This is a genomic window from Paraburkholderia sp. USG1 (assembly GCF_031570135.1).
GTDB classification, from domain to species: Bacteria; Pseudomonadota; Gammaproteobacteria; order Burkholderiales; family Burkholderiaceae; genus Paraburkholderia; species Paraburkholderia dioscoreae.
On the sequence record NZ_JAMWXW010000007.1, the window covers coordinates 16182 to 38800 of the forward strand.

General features: G+C 64.7%; 17 protein-coding genes. 5 read left to right on the plus strand and 12 right to left on the minus strand.

All coding sequences use genetic code 11. The features are described 5' to 3' along the window. Window positions 1–44: 44 nt before the first annotated feature. A complete protein-coding gene (locus NE850_RS11265) occupies window positions 45–365 on the plus strand; it encodes a hypothetical protein (RefSeq protein WP_007175682.1) in 321 nt (106 codons plus the stop codon). Window positions 366–381: 16 nt separating this feature from the next. Here NE850_RS11265 and NE850_RS11270 read toward each other — a convergent pair whose 3' ends face one another. The 5 genes from NE850_RS11270 to msbA form a co-directional block, all read right to left on the minus strand. Then, a complete protein-coding gene (locus tag NE850_RS11270; RefSeq protein WP_035516340.1) occupies window positions 382–1641 on the minus strand; it encodes a glycosyltransferase in 1260 nt (419 codons plus the stop codon). Between the two features lie 5 nt (window positions 1642–1646). Next, the gene (locus NE850_RS11275) at window positions 1647–2993 is read right to left on the minus strand and encodes an O-antigen ligase (protein ID WP_007175684.1); all 1347 of its coding nucleotides are present in this window, start codon (window positions 2991–2993) and stop codon (window positions 1647–1649) included. After that, window positions 2993–4120: a glycosyltransferase family 9 protein gene (locus NE850_RS11280; RefSeq protein ID WP_165185364.1), complete on the minus strand. Its 1128-nt coding sequence runs from the start codon at window positions 4118–4120 to the stop codon at window positions 2993–2995. The genes NE850_RS11275 and NE850_RS11280 overlap by 1 nt, the downstream gene beginning before the upstream one ends. A 346-nt stretch (window positions 4121–4466) precedes the next feature. Continuing rightward, window positions 4467–5543 (minus strand): glycosyltransferase family 4 protein, encoded by a 1077-nt coding sequence (locus NE850_RS11285; protein WP_007175686.1) that lies wholly within the window; start codon window positions 5541–5543, stop codon window positions 4467–4469. A 118-nt stretch (window positions 5544–5661) separates the two neighbouring features. Next, window positions 5662–7455: a lipid A export permease/ATP-binding protein MsbA gene (msbA, locus tag NE850_RS11290; protein ID WP_165185362.1), complete on the minus strand. Its 1794-nt coding sequence runs from the start codon at window positions 7453–7455 to the stop codon at window positions 5662–5664. A 231-nt stretch (window positions 7456–7686) separates the two neighbouring features. On the opposite strand from msbA, the gene NE850_RS11295 reads away from it, so the two are divergent. Beyond that, window positions 7687–8448, plus strand: coding sequence for a glycosyltransferase family 2 protein (locus tag NE850_RS11295; protein WP_007175688.1), 762 nt, complete (start codon window positions 7687–7689; stop codon window positions 8446–8448). 65 nt (window positions 8449–8513) lie between these two features. Here NE850_RS11295 and dnaE read toward each other — a convergent pair whose 3' ends face one another. Continuing rightward, a complete protein-coding gene (gene dnaE, locus NE850_RS11300) occupies window positions 8514–12095 on the minus strand; it encodes a DNA polymerase III subunit alpha (protein WP_007175689.1) in 3582 nt (1193 codons plus the stop codon). Window positions 12096–12424: 329 nt separating this feature from the next. Here dnaE and NE850_RS11305 point away from each other — a divergent pair, with 329 nt between their 5' ends. Next, on the plus strand, window positions 12425–13288 hold the full coding sequence (locus NE850_RS11305) for a sulfurtransferase (RefSeq protein ID WP_007175690.1): 864 nt from the start codon (window positions 12425–12427) through the stop codon (window positions 13286–13288). 50 nt (window positions 13289–13338) lie between these two features. Beyond that, complete coding sequence (gene gluQRS, locus NE850_RS11310; protein WP_007175691.1) at window positions 13339–14229, plus strand: tRNA glutamyl-Q(34) synthetase GluQRS; 891 nt, start codon at window positions 13339–13341, stop codon at window positions 14227–14229. A gap of 77 nt (window positions 14230–14306) precedes the next feature. Here the strand turns inward: gluQRS and NE850_RS11315 are convergent, their stop codons facing one another. From NE850_RS11315 to purT, 6 genes are all read right to left on the minus strand, one after another. Then, entirely contained in the window at window positions 14307–15782 is a 1476-nt protein-coding gene (locus NE850_RS11315; RefSeq protein WP_007175692.1) for a DEAD/DEAH box helicase, read from the minus strand. 353 nt (window positions 15783–16135) lie between these two features. After that, window positions 16136–17572: an aldehyde dehydrogenase family protein gene (locus NE850_RS11320; RefSeq protein WP_007175693.1), complete on the minus strand. Its 1437-nt coding sequence runs from the start codon at window positions 17570–17572 to the stop codon at window positions 16136–16138. A gap of 100 nt (window positions 17573–17672) precedes the next feature. Beyond that, on the minus strand, window positions 17673–19325 hold the full coding sequence (locus tag NE850_RS11325) for an acetolactate synthase large subunit (RefSeq protein ID WP_007175694.1): 1653 nt from the start codon (window positions 19323–19325) through the stop codon (window positions 17673–17675). Window positions 19326–19580: 255 nt separating this feature from the next. Then, on the minus strand, window positions 19581–19949 hold the full coding sequence (locus tag NE850_RS11330) for an MliC family protein (RefSeq protein ID WP_007175695.1): 369 nt from the start codon (window positions 19947–19949) through the stop codon (window positions 19581–19583). Window positions 19950–20039: 90 nt separating this feature from the next. Next, the gene (locus tag NE850_RS11335) at window positions 20040–20252 is read right to left on the minus strand and encodes a DUF6726 family protein (RefSeq protein WP_007175696.1); all 213 of its coding nucleotides are present in this window, start codon (window positions 20250–20252) and stop codon (window positions 20040–20042) included. A gap of 163 nt (window positions 20253–20415) precedes the next feature. Continuing rightward, window positions 20416–21630, minus strand: a complete 1215-nt coding sequence (gene purT, locus NE850_RS11340; protein WP_310698745.1) for a formate-dependent phosphoribosylglycinamide formyltransferase — start codon at window positions 21628–21630, stop codon at window positions 20416–20418. 255 nt (window positions 21631–21885) lie between these two features. On the opposite strand from purT, the gene NE850_RS11345 reads away from it, so the two are divergent. After that, window positions 21886–22425, plus strand: a complete 540-nt coding sequence (locus NE850_RS11345) for an META domain-containing protein (protein WP_007175698.1) — start codon at window positions 21886–21888, stop codon at window positions 22423–22425. Window positions 22426–22619 lie beyond the last annotated feature (194 nt).

Below are 22619 nucleotides of genomic sequence, written 5' to 3' on the forward strand. Positions count from 1 at the left end.
ATCACCTAGACTTTTGACAAGCGCGTGACTGGACGGAGGCGGCCATGACCGATCACACCGCAGCCTGGCAGATGGTGGAATACGAGGGATTCGAGATTCACGTAGCGCCGTTTCTGAAGAACCCGCCGAGCGAAGGGCACACGCCGACCGCGGCGAATCAGCGCTACACGTATATCGGCTACGTTTGCCATCCAGGCGCGGACCCGGCCATTCCCGGCCATGCGGTGCCGTTTCACCCCGATGGCGAAGAGAGCTTCGCCGGCGAGGACGAAGCCGTCTATGAAGCCGTGCACATGGGCCGCAGCATCGTGGAAGGCACGCATCCAGACCTGACGGTGTTGCCGCTGGTGACTGGCGGCGTGTGAATCTCGGGCTTGCGCTTCAGCGAGGCTCCAGCACGCCCGACGGCGAGTCCTGCTTCGCCAGCAGGCGCAACGCCAGTTCCAGCATCCGCTGATTGGCGCGTGGCGGCGTGAACGTCTCGACTTTTTGCAGCGCGGCTTGCGCGACGCTGCGGCGCAGCTCGGTGTCCGTCAGCAGGCGTTCGATGCCGAACGCCATAGCGTCCACGTCGCCGACCGGCACCAGCAGGCCAGCCTTGCCACCTTCCAGCATGTCTCGCGGACCGGTCGGGCAATCCGCCGACAGCACCGGCGTGCCGAGCGCCATCGCCTCACCGAGCACCACCGCGCAACCTTCGTAGCGGCTGCTCAGGACGAGCATTTCCGCCTGCCGGATATAGGGCAGCGGATTGGCACAGAAGCCAAGAAACTGCACCGATGCACCGATCCCCAGTTGGTCGGCGAGTTGCTCGAGCTCGCCCCGGTCGCGCCCGTCGCCAATCAGGACGAGCGCCGCCTCGCAGCGGCCGCGCTCGCGCAACTGCGCGTAGGCTCGTAACAAGGTCTTGTGGTCCTTCTGACCTTCATCCAGACGCGCCACGGAAACGATGAATGACTCCGCCGGACGTTTGATCTCCGCGCGCGCCGCGGAGCGCAGCGCGTCGACGTCGATCACATTCGGCAACTCGACAATGTCCATGTCCACGCCCGTTGTCGAAAAGAGTTCCCGCGCCTCGTTCAGCATGGCGGGAATCAGCACGGTGATTGCCGAGTAACGCGCGTAATGCCGCACGCGCCGGGCGATGTAGCGCGCGCTCTTGCCGCCGAGCCGGGCCGCGAGGCTGAAATGGTTCACGCCGAACCAGGGCACGTTGCAACTGCCCGCCATATGGCGCAGCGAAAAATCGAAATCGCAGACCAGATCGTGTTGCCTGACGAGATGCCGCATACGCAGCGCCAGCAGCGGCCGGATCACGCCGTAGGTCAACAGCTTGTGCAATAACTTCTCGCCGGTGCCCAGCTTGCGCCGGCGCGCCGCCTGATGCAGCGCGTACATCCATTTCGACGAGGCGAGTACGTGGACGGGAACGTCTTCGGGAATCGACTGCGCACGCCAGAACGCCAGGTCGTCGGTCGGATACGCCACCGACAGGCTCGGCGCGAACAGGCGCCGGTCGAGCGTCTTTAGCCAGGACAGCAACGCGGTCTCAGTGCCGCCTTTACCGAAATCGTTGATATGAAACAGGATGCGCAGCGGGGTGCGGTCGGCTTCGATAGAGTGGGGGTTCACGTTCGTCATCCTGGTTATTCGCCCAACTCTGCTGTCGGCGCTTCGCGCCGCTGTTCGCTGCGCAGTACCGTGGTTCTGCTTCGCACCGTTTCCAGCGACGCCTCGCCTGCTGCACCGGCGTGCTCCGCGCAGCCCAGCAGCAGGCCCGCAAAAGCCCAGAACGCGAGCATGGTGGTTTGCCACATGAAATCGTCGGTTGTATTTTTCGCGATCATGCCGGCCACCAGTGCCACGCCCGCAGCGCACAGCCAGGGGTCGACCCGCCGCAGCCGCCAGAAGCGCCCCACGAGGCACAGCAGAAGCGCCGTCTGTAGCACGACGCCGATGAATCCCGTCTGCAGCCACGTATTGATGAACAGGTTGTGCGCGTGCGTCAGCGCTTGCGGCTCGACCGCCAGCAAACTGGCCGGCATTTCGCTGCGATAGACGATACCCGGCAACGGCTTGCCGAAGCCCACCCCAACCCACGCGTGGCGCTCGGCCTCGCCGACATAAAACGCCCACAGCTTCGGACGCGTGTCGGCCGATACCGTGTCGCCGATTGCGGACAGCGAGCCTGGCACGTAGACCTGATGACCGTCGATCGCGACGTCGCGCGGCTGCGTAGCAGCGGGCACGGTGCCGGCCGTGCGCAAGCGGGAACTGAACTCGAGTGTGCCGACGCCGGCCGCGCCGACCACGGCAACGACCAGCACCGCCAGCAGCAGGCGCCGCCGGTAGAGCGGAAACAGTGCGATCAGAAGCGTGACGGCGGCCGCCGGCCAGAAGAACCGGTTGAGCGTGGCCAGTCCGATGAACAGGCACAGCGCGATGCCGCTTGCGCCGATCATGCGCCACCGCGGCCGCAGCATGAAGCCGGCGAAGAGCGGCATGGCGAACACGGCAAGCGTGCTGGTGTGACCGACGCGGTTATAGAAATGCAACGGAAAGGTATTGGCGGTGGGCGGCTGCAGATGCCCCCAGTAGAGCGCGCTGATCGCGGCGAGCGCGAGGCAGGCGAACCAGTTGATGAGCACGACGGGCGCCGGCCGCCGCAGTTGCGTACCGAACAGCCAGAAGCCCCAGAACGCCACCAGCGGATAGAGCACCTCGTCGCACCACGCGTGCAGACTGACCATCGGATACATGGACCACGCGACCGAGGCGAGGCTCCAGCCGGCCCAGCCCGCGATGGGCAGCATTAGCGGCCAGTGCCATAGCGATGGCCGGCTGGCCGAGCAGGCGGCGGCCGCCACGCCGAGCGCCATCAGGGCAAGCGCATTGAAGACGAGCGCCGTCATGTGGCCGAACATCACCACGAACAGAATGACGGGACACGCAACCCATAACACGCGCTCCACTCGCGCAGCCGTGTGAGTCATTACACCTTCACCAGAACATTTTGCAATGCGTTGTACACCGACTCCACCGACAGCCGGCCCATGCAGTCGGCATGGTCGCCGCGCCATGCGACGCAGGTCGTCTCGTTGCGATCGCAGCGCCGCACCCATGCTACCTTGCGGCGGAAAATAAAAGGCTGATCGCGGCATGGCATCTCCGCGACGGTAATGGGCACGAACGGCACCTCGCGCCAGTAGCGCCCCGCGCCGTGGATCAAGGCATTGCCGGGGCCGAACAGCGCGAGGGTGGGCACCCCGATCAGACGCCCCAGATGCGCGACGCCGGTATCGGGACAAACCACGGCTTGCGCGCCGGCAAACAGATGCCACAACTCGCCGAGGCCGAGCCGCGCCGCCAGGTTCGGATGACGAGGGTCGGGGTCGATCTCGCGAATCAGCTCTGCTTCGCCCGGACCGCCGGTCCATACCGGCAGATAGCCGAGCGCTTCCACGCGTTGCGCAAGCTCGCGCCAGCGCGCGTTGGGCCAGCGTTTGACACGGGTGCTCGCGCCCGGATGAAGCACGACGTAAGGTTTCGCGAACTGCGACGGCTCGGGTAGCGCCGCATGCGGCGGCGCGGGCCAATCGGCGGGCCGGTAAGCGCGCGGCGGCGGTCCGTCGATCAGTTCCGCGGCGAGGTCGGCCCAGGCCGCCGGCGCAGCGGGATACGGCACGCTCCGGTTGAGCGGCCAGTTCTTCCAGGCCGGCTTGTCGCCCGCGTGTCCGACGATCCAGCGGCAGCCCGCACCCAACGCGAGCCAGCTATGACGATTGTCGCCGAGCACCATGCCGAGGTCGTAAGGTCCGGAAAGCAGAACGTCGCGCACCGACCGCGGATCACGCGGATCGAACGGCAACACCGCGACACCGAAAGGCCGGCCGGCATACAGCGGCACGATCGCCTTCGGACAGGCGAGAACGATCTGCGCCTGCGGATATTGCACGCGCAGCTTGGCGAGCAGCGGTGTGAGCAGCAGCGTGTCGCCAAGCAACAGGTGGTGCGCAATCAGGATCCGGCGCGGGTGCCGTGGCTCGCGGCGCAATGGCTTGATCAGCAGTCGCGGGATGGCCCGCGCAAAAATACGAAGACGCCCGGCAAGCCGACTCATGGGCTCATCGGCGCGTTTGTCCCCGCCGCGATCTTGCTGTACGCCGTTACCCGGCGCGAGGTCGCGTTCGCCATGCACAATCTCCAGCGGTATTCTTCCCGAAGGCCTCCAGTGCAGCGGCTACAGCCCCGTCACGACGGACTGGCGCGGTTCGGGATGCGGCGCCTCTGGCCCGCCGCCTGTCCAGGCCGGCATGGAAAGTTCGATGAAGTAAGTGGGTGTTCGGCTCGAATTGAGTTCGAGCGTTGATAGTTGAAAATTATAGCATGTGACCCTGCTACGGAACGACGCGAAACCACGCCAGGAAACCCGCTTGCCCCTTCTGCGACAAGGGTGCGGCGGATCCCTAACGCGCGCTGTCGATGCCCTCGGCCAGCGTCAGCAGCGCGTCCACGTGAGCAGCCACGCCGGGGTCGTAAAGCACCGCGTCGCGAGCCAGTTCGAGTGGCGTGCGACGCGTACCGGCGCCGTGTTCCCGCACCGCCCTCTCGACTGTCGCACGCAGATCGGCCACCTCGCCCGGCGCGAAAACGAATTTCGCATGCGGGGCGATCGCATCGCAGCAGCCAATGGTCGACGGGAAAATGACCGGCGTGCCGCACATCACCGATTCGATGCCGACCAGCCCGAACGGCTCATACGTCGACGCGAGGATCGTGAAGTCCGCGGCCCGGTAGCACTCCGCGAGCTCTTTCACATAGCCGATATAGCGCAGCCGCGCGGACGGGCGCGCGGGCGGGCGGCCGGCTACGGCCACGACCACCGGCAGCGCGGTGTCGCGCAGCGCGGCTTCGATGAGCGGCAAACCCTTGCGCTCATGGCTGCTCGACGGAAACAGGAGGACGATCTCGTCGTCGGCGAAACCGTATTTGTGGCGCAAGGCGGCGCGCGTCGCGGCATCCGTGGGCGCGAAACGCGTGCCGTCCACGGGGGGATACAACACGCGGATCTTCGCTTCGTCCACGCCGTACAGTTCGCGCAATTCGTCATGCATCAGTTGCGAGTGCGCGACCACGATTTTCGAGCGCTCGTACTGGCGGCGCTCGAGCGCAATCTGCCAGCGGTCCGAACGCTTCTGCGCGCGCCCCGTCGCCCGCAAAAAGCCGAGATGCGTGCCGCCGCAGATCGCCATGTCGGACGAGTCGACGCGGTTGCAGCCGATCAGCACATCGACGTGCGCCGCGCGCCGTGCCGCGCGCAGCCGCCATGAAAACCAGCGGTCGCGCAGCTTGCCCGGCAGAAACGCGACGTTTATACGGTGCGGCTCGACCATCCCGTATTCGGGCAGCGACGCATCGAAACGACGCGCAAAGAAAGCCGGCTCGACGCCGCGCGCGGCGAGGCCGCGCACCAGATCCATTGCGTAGCGCTCGAGGCCGCCGCTGTGTTGCAGAGCGTTGCTGGAGAGTCCAAGTTTCTTCATTCAGACAGCGCGCGCCAGCGCCTCGTCAAATGTTAAGGGATGAGTCATGCGCGGTCCGGTTTGGCGGACCGCGTGCAGGGAGCCCCGAATGAATGGCCCGATTGACGTGTCGTGCGCTTTACGCCGCGCTCTGCTGGAACTGGATACGGTGCAGATGCGCGTACAGCCCGTCTTGCGCCAGCAGTTCGCGATGACTGCCGCTCTCGACGATCTGCCCCGCTTCCATCACCAGGATCCGGTTGGCGCGCTCGATGGTCGACAGGCGGTGCGCGATGACCAGCGTCGTGCGGCCCTTCATCAAGGTTTCCAGCGCGGCCTGCACATGGCGTTCCGATTCCGAGTCCAGCGCCGACGTCGCTTCGTCGAGGATCAGGATCGGCGCGTCCTTGTAGATCGCGCGCGCGATCGCGAGACGCTGCCGCTGGCCGCCCGAGAGCATCATGCCGTTGTCGCCGACCAGCGTCTCGATGCCCTTCGGCATGGCCTCGACGGTGTCCCACAAATTGGCCGCGCGTAGCGCCGCCTTGACCCTGTCGGAGTCGGCGACCTGCCCGTACGCGACGTTATTGGCGACCGTGTCGTTGAACAGCACCACGTCCTGGCTCACCATCGCGATCTGGCTGCGCAGCGCATGCAAATCGTATTCGGGGATCGCCACGCCATCGACCAGAATCTGACCGCCGGTCGGATCGAAAAAGCGCGGCAGCAGATTCACCAGCGTGGTCTTGCCGCTGCCCGACGGGCCCGCGAGCGCGACCATTTCGCCCGGCGCCACCCGGAACGACACCTTGTCGAGCGTGTGGCGGTTGTGCGTGGCGTTGCCGCTGTACACGAACGAGACGTCGCGGAATTCCACCTCGCCGTGCGCGCGTTCGAGCGGCTTGCCGCCGCCTTCCGGCTCGGACGGCTCGTCGATCAGGCCGAAGATCATTTCGCACGCCGTCATGCCGCGCTGCAGCGGCTGGTTCACGTCCATCAGGTGCTTGAGCGGCGAAATGATGAGCAGCATCGATGTGACGAAAGCGACGAACCCGCCCACCGTGGTCTGATCCGACGACGACTGCACCACCGCGATCGTGATCACGACAGCGAGCGCAATCGACGCGAGGAACTGCGTCAACGGCTGCGCGAGGCCACCGGACACCGTCATGCGCATGGCGTAGCCGCGCAGACGCTTGCTCATCGACTCGAAGCGTTCCATCTCGTACTGCTCGCCGTTGTGCACCTTGACGACCTTGTAGCCGCCCACCGACTCTTCGACGATGTACGACAGCTCATTGGTCAGCAGTTGATGCTCGCGGTTCAGGCGGCGCAGCCGGCGGTTGATCTTGCCGACCAGCCAGCCGATCGCCGGCAGCAGCACCGCGACGATCAGCGTCAAACGCCAGTTCAGATAGAACAGATAGCCGAGCAGGAAGACCACAGTGAGCGAATCGCGCACCAGCGTGACCAGCACGCTCAGCAGCACGTTGAGAATCTGGTTCACCTCGAACACGATCGCGTTGATCACGGTACTCGCGGTTTCGCGCTGGAAGAACGCGACGCTCGTGTGAATCATGCGGTCGAACATCTTCAGGCGCAGGTCGAGCAGGATCTTGTTCGTCACGTAAGCGAGCAGATACCCGGACGCGTATTGCGACAGGCTGCGAATCAGTGCGAGGCCGATCACCGCGGCCGGCACGAACCACTTGGCCCTGTCGTTGGCATGCGCGCCGAAACCCTTGTCCAGCAAAGGCTTGAGCAAGGCGGGGATCGCGGCGTCGGTCGCGGCGCTGACGGCCATCGCGACGATCGCACCAATGAGAACCCAGATCAGCGGCTTGATATACGGCCACAAACGTCGAAAGACGACGGCGGGCGACGACGCCTCACCTGAACCGATGGGTTTGCTTAACGTTGGCTTCGCGCTCAAGGAATCCTCTGAGAATGCGGGACGGCAATCGCGCGGCTGACGGAATGCTTGCCGTGCGGAATATCAAAAAAGAGCCATTGTAAACGGTTGGGGATGGGCGTCGGCGGTTGGGGATCGGCTGTGTATACTCGCTCCTGCAAACTCGCCCATGCAGCCCGCTTCGCGCAATGCGCCCGGCGCCGGCCGCTTGCGCGAAGCGTTCCGTCATTTTGCCCTCCACGCTACTCAGGTATGCAAGAAACCACCCTCGGCGTCGCCATCATCACTAAAAACGCGGCGGCGCGGCTGGCTGAATGCCTGCAAGCCGTGGCCTTCGCCGATCAGATCGTCGTGATCGACGGCGGCAGCACCGACGGCACCACGGACATTGCCCGCTCGCACGGCGCTCGCGTGATCGAACAGACCGACTGGCCGGGCTTCGGCCCGCAAAAGAATCGCGCGGTGGACGCGCTCGGCACCAGTTGGATTCTTTCGCTCGACGCCGACGAGATCGTCTCGCCGGAACTCGCGTCAGCGATCCGCGCGGCGCTGGCCGCCCCCACCGCCGACGTTTATGCGGTGGATCGGCTGTCGAGTTTTTGCGGGCACTGGATTCATCACAGCGGCTGGTATCCGGACTGGATTCCGCGCCTCTTCAAACGCGGCGCCGCGCGTTTCTCCGACGACCTGGTTCATGAGCGACTGGTGTTCGACACGCCGGCGCAACGCCTCGCCGGCAAGCTGATGCATTACTCGTACGAGGACTTCGAAGGCGTGTTGCGCAAACTCGACGCCTATTCGACAGCGGGCGCCCAGCAACGTCACGCGGCGGGTCAGCGAGGCAGCTTCGGCAAGGCGCTCGGACGCGGTGCGTGGGCGTTCGTGCGGACCTATGTGCTGCGTCGTGGTTTTCTGGACGGCCGCGCCGGTTTCATGATCGCGGTGTTCAATGCGGAGACGGTGTATTACCGGTTTTTGAAGCTGGCGCGGCTGGGGGAGAAGGCGCGGCGCTGAATGCCTGGATGACAGGCAGGCGGGCGCTCGGTTGTCCGCGCCAACGGCGCGGACAACCCGCAACGTCAATAAACGATCTCGATCGAGCTTCCGGCAAACTCGCCGCGCAACGCCGCGAGTAGTTCGTCGGTCGGCTTCACGCGCCACGCGTCGCCCAGACGCATTTCACCTTCGGCATTCTGGCTGCGATAAACCACCTGCACGGCCAGCCCGTTCGGGATCTGCACCGCCTGACGCTGCCCACCGCCGCCATAGCCGCCACCATTACGGCCACCACCGTTGCCACCGCCGTTCCCGCCACGCGATGAGGCCGCCGGCGCCGCTGCCGCTTGCGGTTCGTCCTTGCCCGCGCTATGCGCTTCGAGCACACGACGCAAGGCCAGCGCGTCCGCATTGCCGTTCATCTGCACCTTCACGGCCTCCGCATAACGGCAGCGCGCGCGGCCGAGATCCATGACCGTGTCGACAGTAAAGCGGATGCCGCCCGTGAACGCGTCGTTACGCGCCTGGCCCTGCACGACCAGCAGTTCGTCTTCCTTGAACAGTTGCTTGTGCGCTTCGAACGTCTCGTTGAAAACCGTGACTTCGCACTGGCCGGTGCCGTCGTCGAGCAGCGCGATCAGCATCTTGCCGCGCTGGGTCATCTGCGTGCGCAGCGAGGCGATCACGCCCGCCACCAGCTTGTCGCGCCCTTCCTTCAACTCGCCGATCTTCTGGCGCACGAAGCGGCGCACTTCGTCCTTATAGGCGTCGAACAGATGGCCCGACAGGTAAAAGCCGAGTGCGGCCTTCTCTTCCTGCAGCTTTTTCTTTTCCGGCCATTCCGGCTCGTCGACCAGTTCGTGACCTTGCGAGGGTGAGTCGCCCATGTCGAACAGGCCCGCTTGCAGCGCGTTGGCGCTCGCCTGTTCGGCGGCTTCCATCGCAAGTGAGACCGAAGCGATCAGTTGCGCGCGATTCGCATGCAACGTGTCGAAAGCGCCGGCGCGGATCAAGGCTTCGACCGTACGGCGATTGACGATACGGCGATCGACCCGGTTACAGAAATCGAAGATGTCGATAAACGGGCCTTCCTCACGCGCGCGCAGGATTTCTTCGATCGCGTTCTGGCCGCTGCCCTTGATTGCACCGAGGCCATAGCGGATCGTTCGCGAACGCTTGCCGTCGGCTTCCGCAACCGGCTCGAAGCGGTACGCGGACAGATTGACGTCCGGCGGCAGCACCGCCATCTTGTTCACGAGGCAGTCTTCGAACAGGATCTTGACCTTGTCCGTGTCGTCCATGGCGAGCGACATATTCGCCGCCATGAATTCCGCCGGATGGTGCGCCTTCAGCCATGCCGTGTAGTACGCGAGTAGCGCATACGCGGCCGCGTGCGACTTGTTGAAGCCGTAGCCCGCGAACTTCTCCATCAAGTCGAAGATTTCGTCGGCCTTTTCGCCAGCCAGCCCGTTCTTCGCGGCGCCCTGACGGAACAGCTCGCGATGCTCGGCCATTTCCTCGGCCTTCTTCTTACCCATCGCGCGACGCAGCAAGTCGGCGCCGCCCAGCGAATAGCCGCCGATGATCTGCGCCATCTGCATGACCTGCTCCTGGTAGACCATGATGCCGTAGGTCTCTTTCAGAACAGATTCGACACGCGGATCCGGATACTCGACCACTTCGCGGCCGTGCTTACGCGCGCAGAAGCTCGGAATCAGGTCCATTGGGCCCGGACGGTACAACGCGACCAGCGCGATGATGTCCTCGAAGCGGTCAGGCTGCGCGTCTTTCAGCATGCCTTGCATGCCGCGGCTTTCCAGCTGGAACACGGCGACCGTATTCGCTTTCTTCAGGATCGAGAACGACGCCGGGTCGTCGAGCGGCACCTGCGCGAGCGACCAGTCCTGCTTCGACGGATCCAGGCGCCGGATATAGCGCTCGGCCCAGTCGAGAATCGTGAGCGTGGTCAGACCCAAAAAGTCGAACTTCACGAGGCCGACGGCTTCGACGTCGTCCTTGTCGTACTGACTCACGACGCCGCTTTCGTCGCCCTGCGTGTACAGCGGGCAGAAATCGGTCAGCTTGCCCGGCGCGATCAGCACACCGCCCGCGTGCATGCCGACGTTCCGCGTCAGCCCTTCCACGCGCTGCGCGAGTTCGAGCAACTGATGCACTTCGTCTTCGTTGTCGAAGCGCTCCTGCAGCAGCGGCTCTTCCTTCATCGCGTCCGCAATGGTGACGTGCTTGCCCGGCTTGAACGGAATCAGCTTGGCGATGCCGTCCGTGAACATGTAGCCGAGATCGAGCACCCGGCCGATGTCGCGCACCGCCGCCTTCGCCGCCATCGTGCCGAACGTGGCGATCTGCGACACCGCGTCCGCGCCGTACTTTTCCTTCACGTACTGGATCACGCGATCACGGCCGTGCTGGCAGAAGTCGATGTCGAAGTCGGGCATGGACACCCGCTCCGGATTCAGGAAACGTTCGAACAGCAGGTTGTAGCGCAGCGGATCGAGGTCGGTCACGCCGAGCGCGTACGCGACCAGCGAACCCGCGCCCGAGCCGCGGCCCGGACCGACCGGCACGCCGTTGTTCTTCGCCCAGTTGATGAAGTCCGCCACGATCAGGAAGTAGCCGGGAAAGCCCATCTTGATGATCGTGCCGCACTCGAATTCGAGGCGCTGGTAATACGTTTCGCGCTGCGCTTCGCGCTCGGCCGCGTCCGGATACAACTGTTCGAGACGCTTTTCGAGGCCTTCTTTCGACAGATGGACAAGGTAGTCGTCGAGCGACATGCCGTCGGGTGTCGGGAACAGCGGCAGCTTGGGCTTGCCGAGTTCCAACGTGAGGTTGCAGCGCTTGGCGATTTCGACCGAGTTGGCGAGCGCCGACGGAATGTCCGCGAACAGCGCGGCCATTTCTTCCTGCGTGCGGAAGTACTGCTCGGGCGTAAAGCGCTTCGAGCGGCGCGGATTGGCCAGAATGTCGCCTTCGGAAATACACACGCGCGCTTCGTGCGCGGTGAAGTCGTCCGGCGTCATGAACTGCATGGGATGCGTGGCGACCACCGGTAATTTCAGCGACGCCGCAAGCGCGACCGCCTGCTGCACGTAGTGCTCGCCGCCCGGCTGCCCGCAGCGCTGCACCTCGATATAAAAGCCGCCCGGGAACACCTTCGCCCAGTGCAACGCATTGCGTTTTGCCGCTTCTTCGTTACCCGCCGCGAGCGCGAGACCCACGTCGCCCTGCTGCGCGCCGGACAATGCGAGCAGCCCTTCGCCCAGACCGGATTCGAGCCAGCCGGCCTCGATTTCCGCGCGACCGCGATACTGATTCGTGAGCGACGCCTTGCTGAGCAGTTCGCACAGATTCAGGTAGCCGCGCCGGTCTTTGACGAGCAGCAGCAAACGGGAAGGCTTTTCGCGGTCGTCCGGATTGGTGATCCAGACGTCGCAGCCGGCAATGGGCTTGACCCCTTTGCCGCGGGCTTCCTTGTAGAAACGGACTAGGCCGAATGCGTTGCCGAGATCGGTGAGGGCGAGCGCGCCCTGGCCGTCTTTGGCAGCGGCCTTGACGACGTCGTCAAGGCGCACGATGCCATCGGCAATCGAGAATTCGGAGTGAACGCGGAGATGAACGAAGCGAGGATCTGACATGGGCGACATTGTAACTCCACCCTTCCGGAGTTTTCAGGCCAAAACCGCGCGTTAGCCGATCGGCTCAGGACAGCAACGCGCGAGCCGCGCGCACCGGCGCTTCCCGAGCGGCGGACCATGGGACGGCCGTTCGGACGGCACGGATAAGCGGCAAGTTCGCCGACGATTTGCGCTACCGCAACCCGCTGGCCATTCGGCCGAGTCGGGGAAAGCGCCAGGTTGAGGGATAATACGGGTTTCGCCCTATTCGACGTGGCCGTGCCGCATGGCGGCTGAAGGCGGGAGCCCAATGCGCCCCGTTTTCCGCAACGCCGGTCACCTCTTACCGCTGGACATCTATGAGCATCGTCAACCTCTCTTCGTATCAATTCGCGACTATCGAAGACACGGCCGCATGGCGCCCGTTCGTCACGGAACGCTGCAATGCGCTGGGCCTGAAGGGCACCATTCTGCTCGCGCCGGAAGGCATCAACCTGTTCGTCGCCGGCACGCGCGAGAACACCAGCGCGTTCATCGACTACATCCGTCACGACGCGCTGTTCGAGGGTAAGTTCGCCGATCTGCAGTTCAAGGAAAGCCTGTCGGACAAGCAGCCGTTCACCCGCATGCTGGTCAAGCTCAAGCGCGAAATCATCACGATGAAAAAGCCGGCCATCCGGCCGGAACTCGGCCGCGCGCCGTTCGTCGACGCGCCCACGCTGAAAAACTGGCTGGACCGCGGTCACGACGACGAGGGCCGGCCCGTGGTGATGCTCGACACGCGCAACGCGTTCGAAGTCGACGTCGGCACGTTCGACAACGCGCTCGACTACCGCATTACCAAATTCAGCGAATTTCCCGAAGTGATCGAGCAGAATCGCACCGATCTGGAAGGCAAGACGATCGTGTCGTTCTGCACGGGCGGCATTCGCTGCGAGAAGGCCGCGATCCACATGAAGGACGTCGGCATTGAAAACGTGTACCAGCTCGAGGGCGGCATTCTGAAGTATTTCGAGGAAGTGGGCGGCGCGCACTATCACGGCGACTGCTTCGTGTTCGACTACCGCACCGCGCTCAATCCGCAACTGGAGCCTAGCAAGACCACGCAATGCTTCGGCTGCCGGGCCGTGGTCACGCCGGAAGCGCAACAATCGCCGCTGTACGTGGCGGGCAAGACGTGTCCAGAGTGTCATCCGGACAGCAAGGCGGCGCGCGCCGCGTGATGGCGGCGCAGCGGGCGCAATCAGAGCGTGGCTTGCCGGTAGAGGCCGCCATGACCTACCGCGGACGCTTCGCTCCATCGCCCACCGGCCCGCTGCATTTCGGCTCGCTGGTCAGCGCGCTCGCAAGCTGGCTGGACGCGCGTGCGCATCGGGGAGCATGGCTCGTTCGCATCGAAGACATCGACCGCCCACGCACCGTGCCGGGCGCCGCCGGAGACATTCTCGCCACCCTCGAACGCTTCGGCATGCATGCGGATGAACCGCCTGTCTGGCAAAGCACGCGCCTCGCGCGTTACGAGCAGGCGCTGGAGCAATTGAAGGCCGCCGGCATGATCTATCCGTGCGGCTGCACACGCAAGGAGATTGCCGACTCGCTGCTGCACGCGCATGCGCGCAACACCACCCTCGCCTATCCCGGCACCTGCCGCGACGGCCTGCACGGCAAACCGGCGCGCGCATGGCGCTTGCGCGTGCCCGACGGCGACGCCGCGGTCATCACGTTCGAGGACCGCTGGCAAGGCAGGCAGACGCAAAACCTGGCCACGGAAGTCGGCGATTTCGTGCTGAAGCGCGCGGACGACCAATGGGCGTATCAACTGGCGGTGGTCGTCGACGACGCGGACGCGGGTATCACGCACATCGTGCGCGGCGCGGATCTGATGGATTCAACGGCACGGCAGATCTATCTGCAGCGCTGCCTGGGCGTGCCGACGCCCGAGTATCTGCATGTGCCCGTGGTCATGAACGAACACGGAGAAAAACTCAGCAAGCAGAACGGCGCCACGGCGCTGGATAAGGATAAGCCGCTAGAGGCGCTGAGCGCGGCGGCACGGCATCTTGGGCTCGACTTGCAGAGCGCCGCGGCCCATACGACGCTGGACAGCTTTTATGCTGCCGCCACGGTGGCATGGGCAAACCGAATGGGATTACCAGCGGAATAAACGCGATTCGCGTCTGAAAGCGATCTCGCCGTGCGCGGCGTGCGTCGCGCAGACTGGCTGCGCCGACACACCACCCATCAGGAAGACGAAGGCGACTTTCTCGGCATGCCGAAGCCGCCCAACAGCGCTGCCAACGGCTGCTTGGAAGCCGGCTTCTGCGGCGCGGCCGAAGCAGCGTCGGCCTCCTCGACCTTGCGAACCGAGGCAGGCGACGGCTCATAAGGCTTCAGGAAGAAATCATCCACAGGCTGCGCGCGATGATGATGCGGCCGGTCGAACGAACCCGACGACGACGCGCCCGTGCGACGGCGGCCGCCCCGATCTTCGCGCCCCTCGCTGCTACGCTCGCGCCGCGGCGCGCGCTCTTCATGGTGATGCCGCACCGGCGCTTCCACCGTCAGGCGCTGCACCTCCAGCGGGCGCTTGATCAGCTTTTCGATATCGGCAAGCTGCTTGCGCTCGTTCGGGCTGCATAGCGACAACGCATCGCCCGAGGCGCCCGCGCGGCCGGTACGGCCGATCCGGTGCACGTAGTCTTCCGCGTTGAACGGCAGATCGAAGTTGATCACCGCCGGCAGTTCGGCGATATCCAGGCCGCGCGCGGCGACGTCCGTCGCCACCAGCGCTTCGATCTCGCCGCGCTTGAACGCGTCGAGCGCCTGCATCCGTTCATTCTGCGAGCGGTCGCCGTGAATCGCGGTCGCGATCACGCCGTCGCGCTCCAGGCTGCGCGCAAGACGGCTCGCGCCGATCTTGCTGTTGCAGAACACGATCACCTGCTTGAGACCGCGTTCGCGAATCAGTTGCACGACCGCGCCGGTCTTGTCGCCCTCGGCGACTTCGTAGACGATCTGCCTTACGTTGGTCGCGGTCGAGTTGCTGCGCGCGACTTCGATAGTCTGCGGGTCGCGCAGATAGGTGGCGGCGAGCTTCTTGATTTCGCCCGAGAAGGTGGCCGAAAACAGCAGCGTCTGACGTTCTTTCGGCAGCAGGTTCAGAATGCGCTGCAGATCCGGCAGGAAGCCCATGTCGAGCATGCGGTCGGCTTCGTCGAGCACGAGAATCTGCACCTGGCCCAGGTTGGCGGTTTTCTGCTGCACATGATCGAGCAGGCGGCCCGGCGTGGCGATCAGAATCTCGACGCCGCGGCGCAGTTGCTCGGATTGCGGATTCATATCCACCCCGCCGAACACCACGGCGCTGCGCAGCGCCGTGTGCTTCGCATACGCCTGCACGTTCGCGGCGACCTGGTCGGCCAGTTCGCGGGTCGGCGTGAGGATCAGCGCGCGCACCGGATGGCGGGCGGGCGAAGCGCTCGTGCTCGCCTGCGGCAGCAGGCGCTGGATGATCGGCAGCGAGAAGCTCGCGGTCTTGCCGGTGCCGGTTTGCGCGGCGCCCATCATGTCACGGCCGGCCAGCACGACGGGAATTGCCTGCTCCTGGATCGGCGTAGGGATGGTATAGCCCGACTCTTTCACGGCTTTCAGGATGTCGGGCGCGAGGCCGAATTGATCAAAAGTCGAAGTGCTGGGCGTGACGGGTGTGTCGGACATGGTGGCTTTCGCTAAAAATGCGCTTGGCGCGTGCGCGCGGCAGCGGTCGAAACCGCAGAGGGCATTGTGATGAAGGCGGAGCCACGGCGTTCCGCACGGACCCGATAGTATTGCGGGGAAAAAATGCGGCCGGCTCCGGCCGGCGGAAACACCCGCCGGAAAGGCCGGTATTGTAGCACTTCAGCAAAAACACTCATGGCGCTTGTGCCGGCTTTCTGCTTACGCCGACGAAAGCCCGGCGCCGACCCTCGCCGCACCCGCCGCACACCGCCGGCAGGCACTGGCGCGCTTCGCTCGCAGCGTAGTTCGCGGACACGACAGTGGCGTGACAACACGGTGCCTGCCCGCGGCTTTCACCACGTCTCGCGCATCACCATCAGGCGCATCTCGGTCATGTCTTCGATCGCGTAGCGCACGCCTTCACGCCCCAGCCCGGAATCCTTCACGCCGCCATACGGCATGTTGTCGACCCGGAACGACGGCACGTCGTTGATCACCACGCCGCCCACTTCGAGCTCGTCCCACGCGCGGTGCGCATGCGCGAGCGAATCCGTGAACACGCCCGCTTGCAGGCCGAAGTCGCTGTCGTTGACGGTCGCGAGCGCGGCGCCGAAATCGTCGAAACGCTCCAGAATCGCTACCGGCCCGAAGGCTTCCTTGCGGTACAGATCCGTGTCGCGCTTCACGCCTTCGAGCAGCGTGGCCTCGAACATCGCGCCCTCCACCTTGCCGCCCGCGACGATTTTCGCGCCCGCCTGCACCGCGCTTTCCATCCAGCCGGCGAGGCGTTTGGACTCCGATTCCGAGATCATCGGCCCGACAAAGGTCTTTTCGTCTTTAGGATCGCCCATCACCAGCGACTTCGTTCTGGCGATCAGCTTCTCGCGCAACGCATCATAGACCTTCGCGTGGACCAGGATCCGCTGCACGCCGATGCAGCTCTGTCCCGACTGGTAGAACGCGCCGAACGCGAGCCGGTCGACCACATAGTCGAGCTTCTCGCCCTGATCGCCGTCGACGATCGCAGCCGCGTTGCCGCCCAACTCCAGAATCACCTTTTTCTTGCCCGCCTTCTTCTTCAATTCCCAGCCCACCGCGGGCGAGCCGGTGAAGGACAGCAATTTGAAGCGCTCGTCGGTGGTAAACAGATCGGCGCCGTCGCGATGCGCGGGCAGAATCGAGAATGCGCCCTTCGGAAGGTCGGTTTCCGCAAGAATCTCGCCCATGATGAGCGCGCCGACCGGCGTGCGGCTCGCCGGCTTCAACACGAACGGCACGCCTGCCGCAATGGCCGGCGCCACCTTGTGCGCAGTCAGGTTCAGCGGAAAATTGAACGGTGAAATAAACGAACACGGGCCGATCGGCACCCGCTTCACGTAGCCGTGATAACCCTTGGCGCGCGGCGAAATCTCCAGGTTGACGATCTCCCCGTCGATACGCACCGCTTCCTCCGCAGCCACCTTGAACGTATCGATCAGGCGCGTGACCTCGCCTTTCGAGTCGTTGATCGGCTTGCCGGCTTCAATGCACAGCGCGAGCGCCAGCTCGTCGTAGCGTTCGCGAAAGCGCTTCACGCAATGTTCGAGCACCGCCTGGCGCTTGAACGGCGGGAAAGCGCGCAAGGCCGGCATGGCGTCGACGGCATGGCCGATCGCCTGATCGATCGCGGCGGCGTCGGCCATCGCGACGCGCGTGGCGACTTCGCCGCTGAATTTATCGGTGACTTCGAGATCGGTGTTGGCGGCCACCGCAACGTTAGCGAGGTAGTACGGGTAAGTCTTTTGCAACATGACACGTCTCCTTGATCCGATGCCTGCAGAAGCAGGACTGCCAGCAAGGGCCATGCCCCGCGGCCGTTCATTTGCCACTCATCTGCCGTTCATCTGCCGTTCACAATTGCGCCGAAAGCCGCTTGATCTCGCGATTCAGCACGCGCTCGTTGTCCGAATAGTCGATTGGCAGGTCGATCACATGCACGCCGGGTGTCGCGAAACATTCGCGCAGCAACGGCGCGAACTCCGCCGCCGTTTCGATACGGTGACCTTTCGCCCCGTAACTCTGCGCATACGCGACGAAATCCGGATTGCTCAGCGTCATGCCGTAGTCGGGGAAATTCATGTTTTCCTGCTTCCAGCGGATCATGCCGAATGCGTCGTCGCGCAAGATCAGGATCACCAGATCCAGCCTCAGCCGCACCGCCGTTTCGAGTTCCTGCGAATTCATCATGAAACCGCCGTCGCCGCATACGGCCATGACCTTGCGGTCCGGGTGCACGATCTTGGTCGCGATCGCGGACGGCAGACCCGCGCCCATCGACGCCAGCGCGTTGTCGAGCAGCAGCGAATTCGGCTCATGCGCGCGGTAGTAGCGGGCGAACCAGATCTTGTACATGCCGTTGTCCAGACACACGATGCCGTCCACCGGCGTGGTCTCGTACACGTCGTTGACGATCCGCACCGGGTACATGGGAAAGCGGTCGTCGTGCTGGCCTTTGACCAGATGCGCCTCGAAGTGCTCCTTGATTTCCTTGAAGCGCGTGAAGTCCCAATGCTCCTGCCGCTGCTTGAGACTTTCCTTGAGCTGCCACACTGCGTTGGCGATATCGCCCACCACTTCGATCTGCGGGAAGTAGACCGTATCGACTTCCGCACCGAGGAAGTTGACGTGAATCACCGTTTTCTCGCCCGCGTCGCCGCTGCGCATGAAAAACGGCGGCTTCTCGATCACGTCGTGACCGACGTTGATGATGCAGTCCGCGTGGTCGATCGCGCGGTGCACGAAGTCGCCGTCGGACAGCGTCGCATTGCCCAGCCACATGGGATGCGATTCGTCGATCACGCCTTTGCCCATCTGCGTGGTGAAAAACGGAATGCCGATCTGGTCGACGAACTCGCGCAGCATCTTCGTGGTGGTCTTGCGATTGCCGCCCGCGCCGATCATCAGTAACGGATGCTTCGCGCTGGTGATCGCCTCGACCGCGCGCGCCACGGCTTTTTCCTCGGCCACGGGACGGCGGCTGTAGCTCTTCGGAATCGGCTTGCCATCGCCCTCTTCGTGCGCGACGTCTTCAGGCAATTCGAGGTGCGTGGCGCCGGGCCGTTCTTCTTCCGCCTGACGGGCCGCCTCGCGTACCGCCGCCGGAATATTGCTGACCGACACGATCTGCCGCGTGTATTTGGTGAGCGGCTCCATCATGCGCACCACGTCGACGATCTGGAAATGCCCTTGCTTGCTCGACTTGATCGGCTTTTGCCCGGTGACCATCAGCATCGGCATGCCGCCCAGTTGCGCGTACGCCGCGGCGGTCACGAGGTTGGTCGCGCCCGGGCCGAGGGTGGCCAGACATACGCCGATGCGGCCGGTGAGACGCCCGTACGTGGCGGCCATGAAACCGGCCGCCTGTTCGTGGCGCGTGAGGATCAGACGGATTTTCGAGCGGCGCAGCGATTCGAGCAGATCGAGGTTTTCTTCACCGGGAATGCCGAACACATACTCGACACCTTCGGCTTCCAGCGATTTGACGAACAGGTCCGATGCTTTCATTGAGGGTCTCGCTTGATGATACGGACGCGGGCCGCAACCCCGGCGCCGGGGTCCGGAAACGGACGATCGAAGACGACGACAGCCACGCGGACGCCGCCCGGCATGGCTGCATGGCATCACGCGAGCGCGCGGCGAATGCCATGCGCGACAGCTTACTACTCGAACGGAAATGATGTGCGCGGGCGACCGATGCCGCGCGGCAGAAGCGTGACGAGACAGGCGGCGGCACAGGTGGAAAGAGCCGCCGCATCGCGCTCAGCGATTGATGGTCACGCAGTCCGACAGCATGGGCGGTGCGTTTTCGCCGTCCATTGCGTCATACAGGTCGGCGCGCGGCCCCTTGGTCCACCATGTGTAGCTGCCGGCCTGATATTTCGCGCCGGAGGCCGACAGGGTGTTGACGAACAGCATCTGCTTGCCCTTCACCGGCACGAGCGCGAAGCTCTGGCCGTTCGCCGTGTTCCAGTAAGTGACCTGCAGGATCTTGCCGGTCGCACAGGTGTATTTGTGCGTCTGCCGGTTTTTGGCCTGAATCTCCGAGAACTGCAACGGCGCGGCCCACGCACTGCCGTATAGCGCCGCAAAACCCGCCGCCGTGATTACCGCAACCAGCCATTTCTTCATGAGATGCCTCGATCGTTGCTGCCGGTCAAACACGGACGGCGCGCGGCATGTCGCGCCTCGGGCCGCAGCCCAGGACGGACGACGGATCGATCATGGATCGATCACGTCGGCGCAGGCATCGGTCGGCGCGGCGGCCACGTGCCCGACCAGCGGCACGATTTTCAGGCCGGCCGAAGCGACCCGACACGGCGCGGCTGCGAGGCCGCATCCCGTCAACCCGGCACACAGCGCGAACAGCACGCCGAGTGCGCCGAGACGGCCGCCCAAACCGCGCCGCGTGTTGTTGCGGATTTCCAGCGCCATACGCACCTCTACTTCAATGAGCTTCGATGAGCCCGACGAGTCCAATCAGCCGGATTGCGCGCGGCGATTATGCCGGGCGCGCGGGACGGGCAACGCGTGGCCGTTCGTCACTGCGCTTCCCGGTGCGTCTCGCCGGCCTATTTCGCCGGCCTATTTCGCCGGCTTATTTCGCCGACACCGGCCGCACCGCCGCCGCGGCCTGCTTCGCGCGCGAGCGGGCTTCGTCGGTGGTCTCGCCGGTGGCGAGCGCCACGCCCATGCGGCGCTTGACGAAGCTCTCCGGCTTGCCGAACAGGCGCAGGTCCGCGTTCGGCACTGCCAACGCCGCAGCGACGCCTTCGAACGCAATGCCGGCCTCGTCGAGCCCGCCGTAAATCACCGCTGACGCACCCGGCGCCCGCAGCGACGTATCCACCGGCAAACCGAGGATCGCGCGCGCATGCAGTTCGAATTCCGAAAAGCGCTGCGAGCACAGCGTGACGAGACCCGTGTCGTGCGGGCGCGGACTCACTTCCGAAAACCATACGTCATCGCCGCGCACGAAAAGTTCCACGCCGAACAGGCCGCGCCCGCCGAGCGCGGCCGTCACCTTGTGCGCCACTTCACGCGAACGTTCCAGCGCGAGCGGGCTCATGGGCTGCGGCTGCCACGATTCGACATAGTCGCCCGCTACCTGCACGTGGCCGATCGGGTCGCAGAAATACGTGCTGACTTCGCCGCTCGCCGGGTTGATGGCGCGCACGGTCAACTGGGTGATTTCGTATTCGAAGTCGATAAAGCCTTCGACGATCACACGGCCGTGATTCACGCGGCCTCCGGCCATCGCGTATTGCCATGCGGGTTCGACGTCGGCGTCGCTGCGCGGCACCGACTGGCCCTTGCCCGATGACGACATGACCGGCTTCACCACGCACGGATAGCCGACTTTGGCGATGCCCGCGCGCAGTTCGTCGAGCGAATCGGCGAACGCGTACGGCGAGGTCGGCAGGCCGAGTTCCTCAGCGGCGAGACGGCGGATGCCTTCGCGGTTCATGGTGAGCTGCGTGGCGCGCGCGGTCGGGATCACTTCGGCGAGACCGGCGCTTTCTATGGCGGCGAGTTCGTCCGTCGCGATCGCCTCGATCTCGGGGACGATCAGATGCGGGCGCTCCTGTTCGACCAGCGCGCGCAACGCGGCGCGATTGGTCATGTCGATCACATGCGCGCGGTGCGCCACCTGGTGGCCCGGCGCATTCGGGTAACGGTCGACGGCGATCACTTCGACGCCCAGCCGCTGCAGCGCGATGATCACCTCCTTGCCGAGCTCGCCGGCGCCGAGCAGCATGACACGCGTGGCGGATTCAGAAAGGGGCGTGCCGATCCGTTGGCCGATCTGCATGGGGTCTCCAGATAAAAGTCGGATGAGGGTGGGATTGGGTAGAACACGATGTTAACATGCGGACCCCTCGCCGCACCTTGCGCGAGGACGCGTCCCGATCCGCGCGTGCAGGGCGACGGCGGCGCACGATTGCACACAACTGCGACGCACAACGCGCCGCGGCCTGAATAAGCGCGTGGCACGCCAATGCTCTCGCGTGCGGCGAGCTTAGTGCGTTACCCTTACGCCTTCGCCAGTTTGAAGAGGAACGACGCCATGCTCCAAAGCTCCTCCGCGCGACGTGTTGCGCGCTTCACCCCGTATCTGCGCACTGCCCTCGCCGCGTTGAGCGTCGCCGCGCTGTTGAGCGCCTGCGCGATCCCGAAACACCCCGACTCGGAAGCCGTCGCGCCCGATCCATTCAATCCCGCCGCCACCCAACTGCTCGACGACACCAGCTGGGTGCTGAGCGCGTGGAAACAGGCGGACGGCACGGCGCGCGCGATCCCGTCCGCCGACCAGGGCGCGCCGATCACGCTCACGCTTTCCACCTCGACCGGTCAACGGCACGCCAGCGGCTTTTCCGGCTGCAACCGCTACATGGGCTCGTATGCGCTAAAAGACGGCCAGCTGAGCTTCGGCACGCTGGGCGGCACGCGCATGGCGTGCATGACGCCGGGCGGGCAGATCGAAGGCGCGTATCTGAACGCGCTCACGCACATCGATCGCACCGGCGTGCAGATGCGCGCGCCGCAGCAGATGCAACTGGTGCTCGACAACGGCGACACGCTGACCTTCGACCGCAGCACCCAATGAGGACGAAATGAGCAGCACGCGGATCGCCCGCCCGGTGGCAAAGCGCGCTGATGGGCGAACCTGCCTGCGGCGCGCGCCGCGCTCGGGACGGTCCGCATGACAGGTGAAGGCGGTCCCGACAGCCGTTGTATTTCACCGACGGCGGACCGCACGCCGGTCTGCTTTCCAGCTGGACGCAAGCATACTTGCGTCTG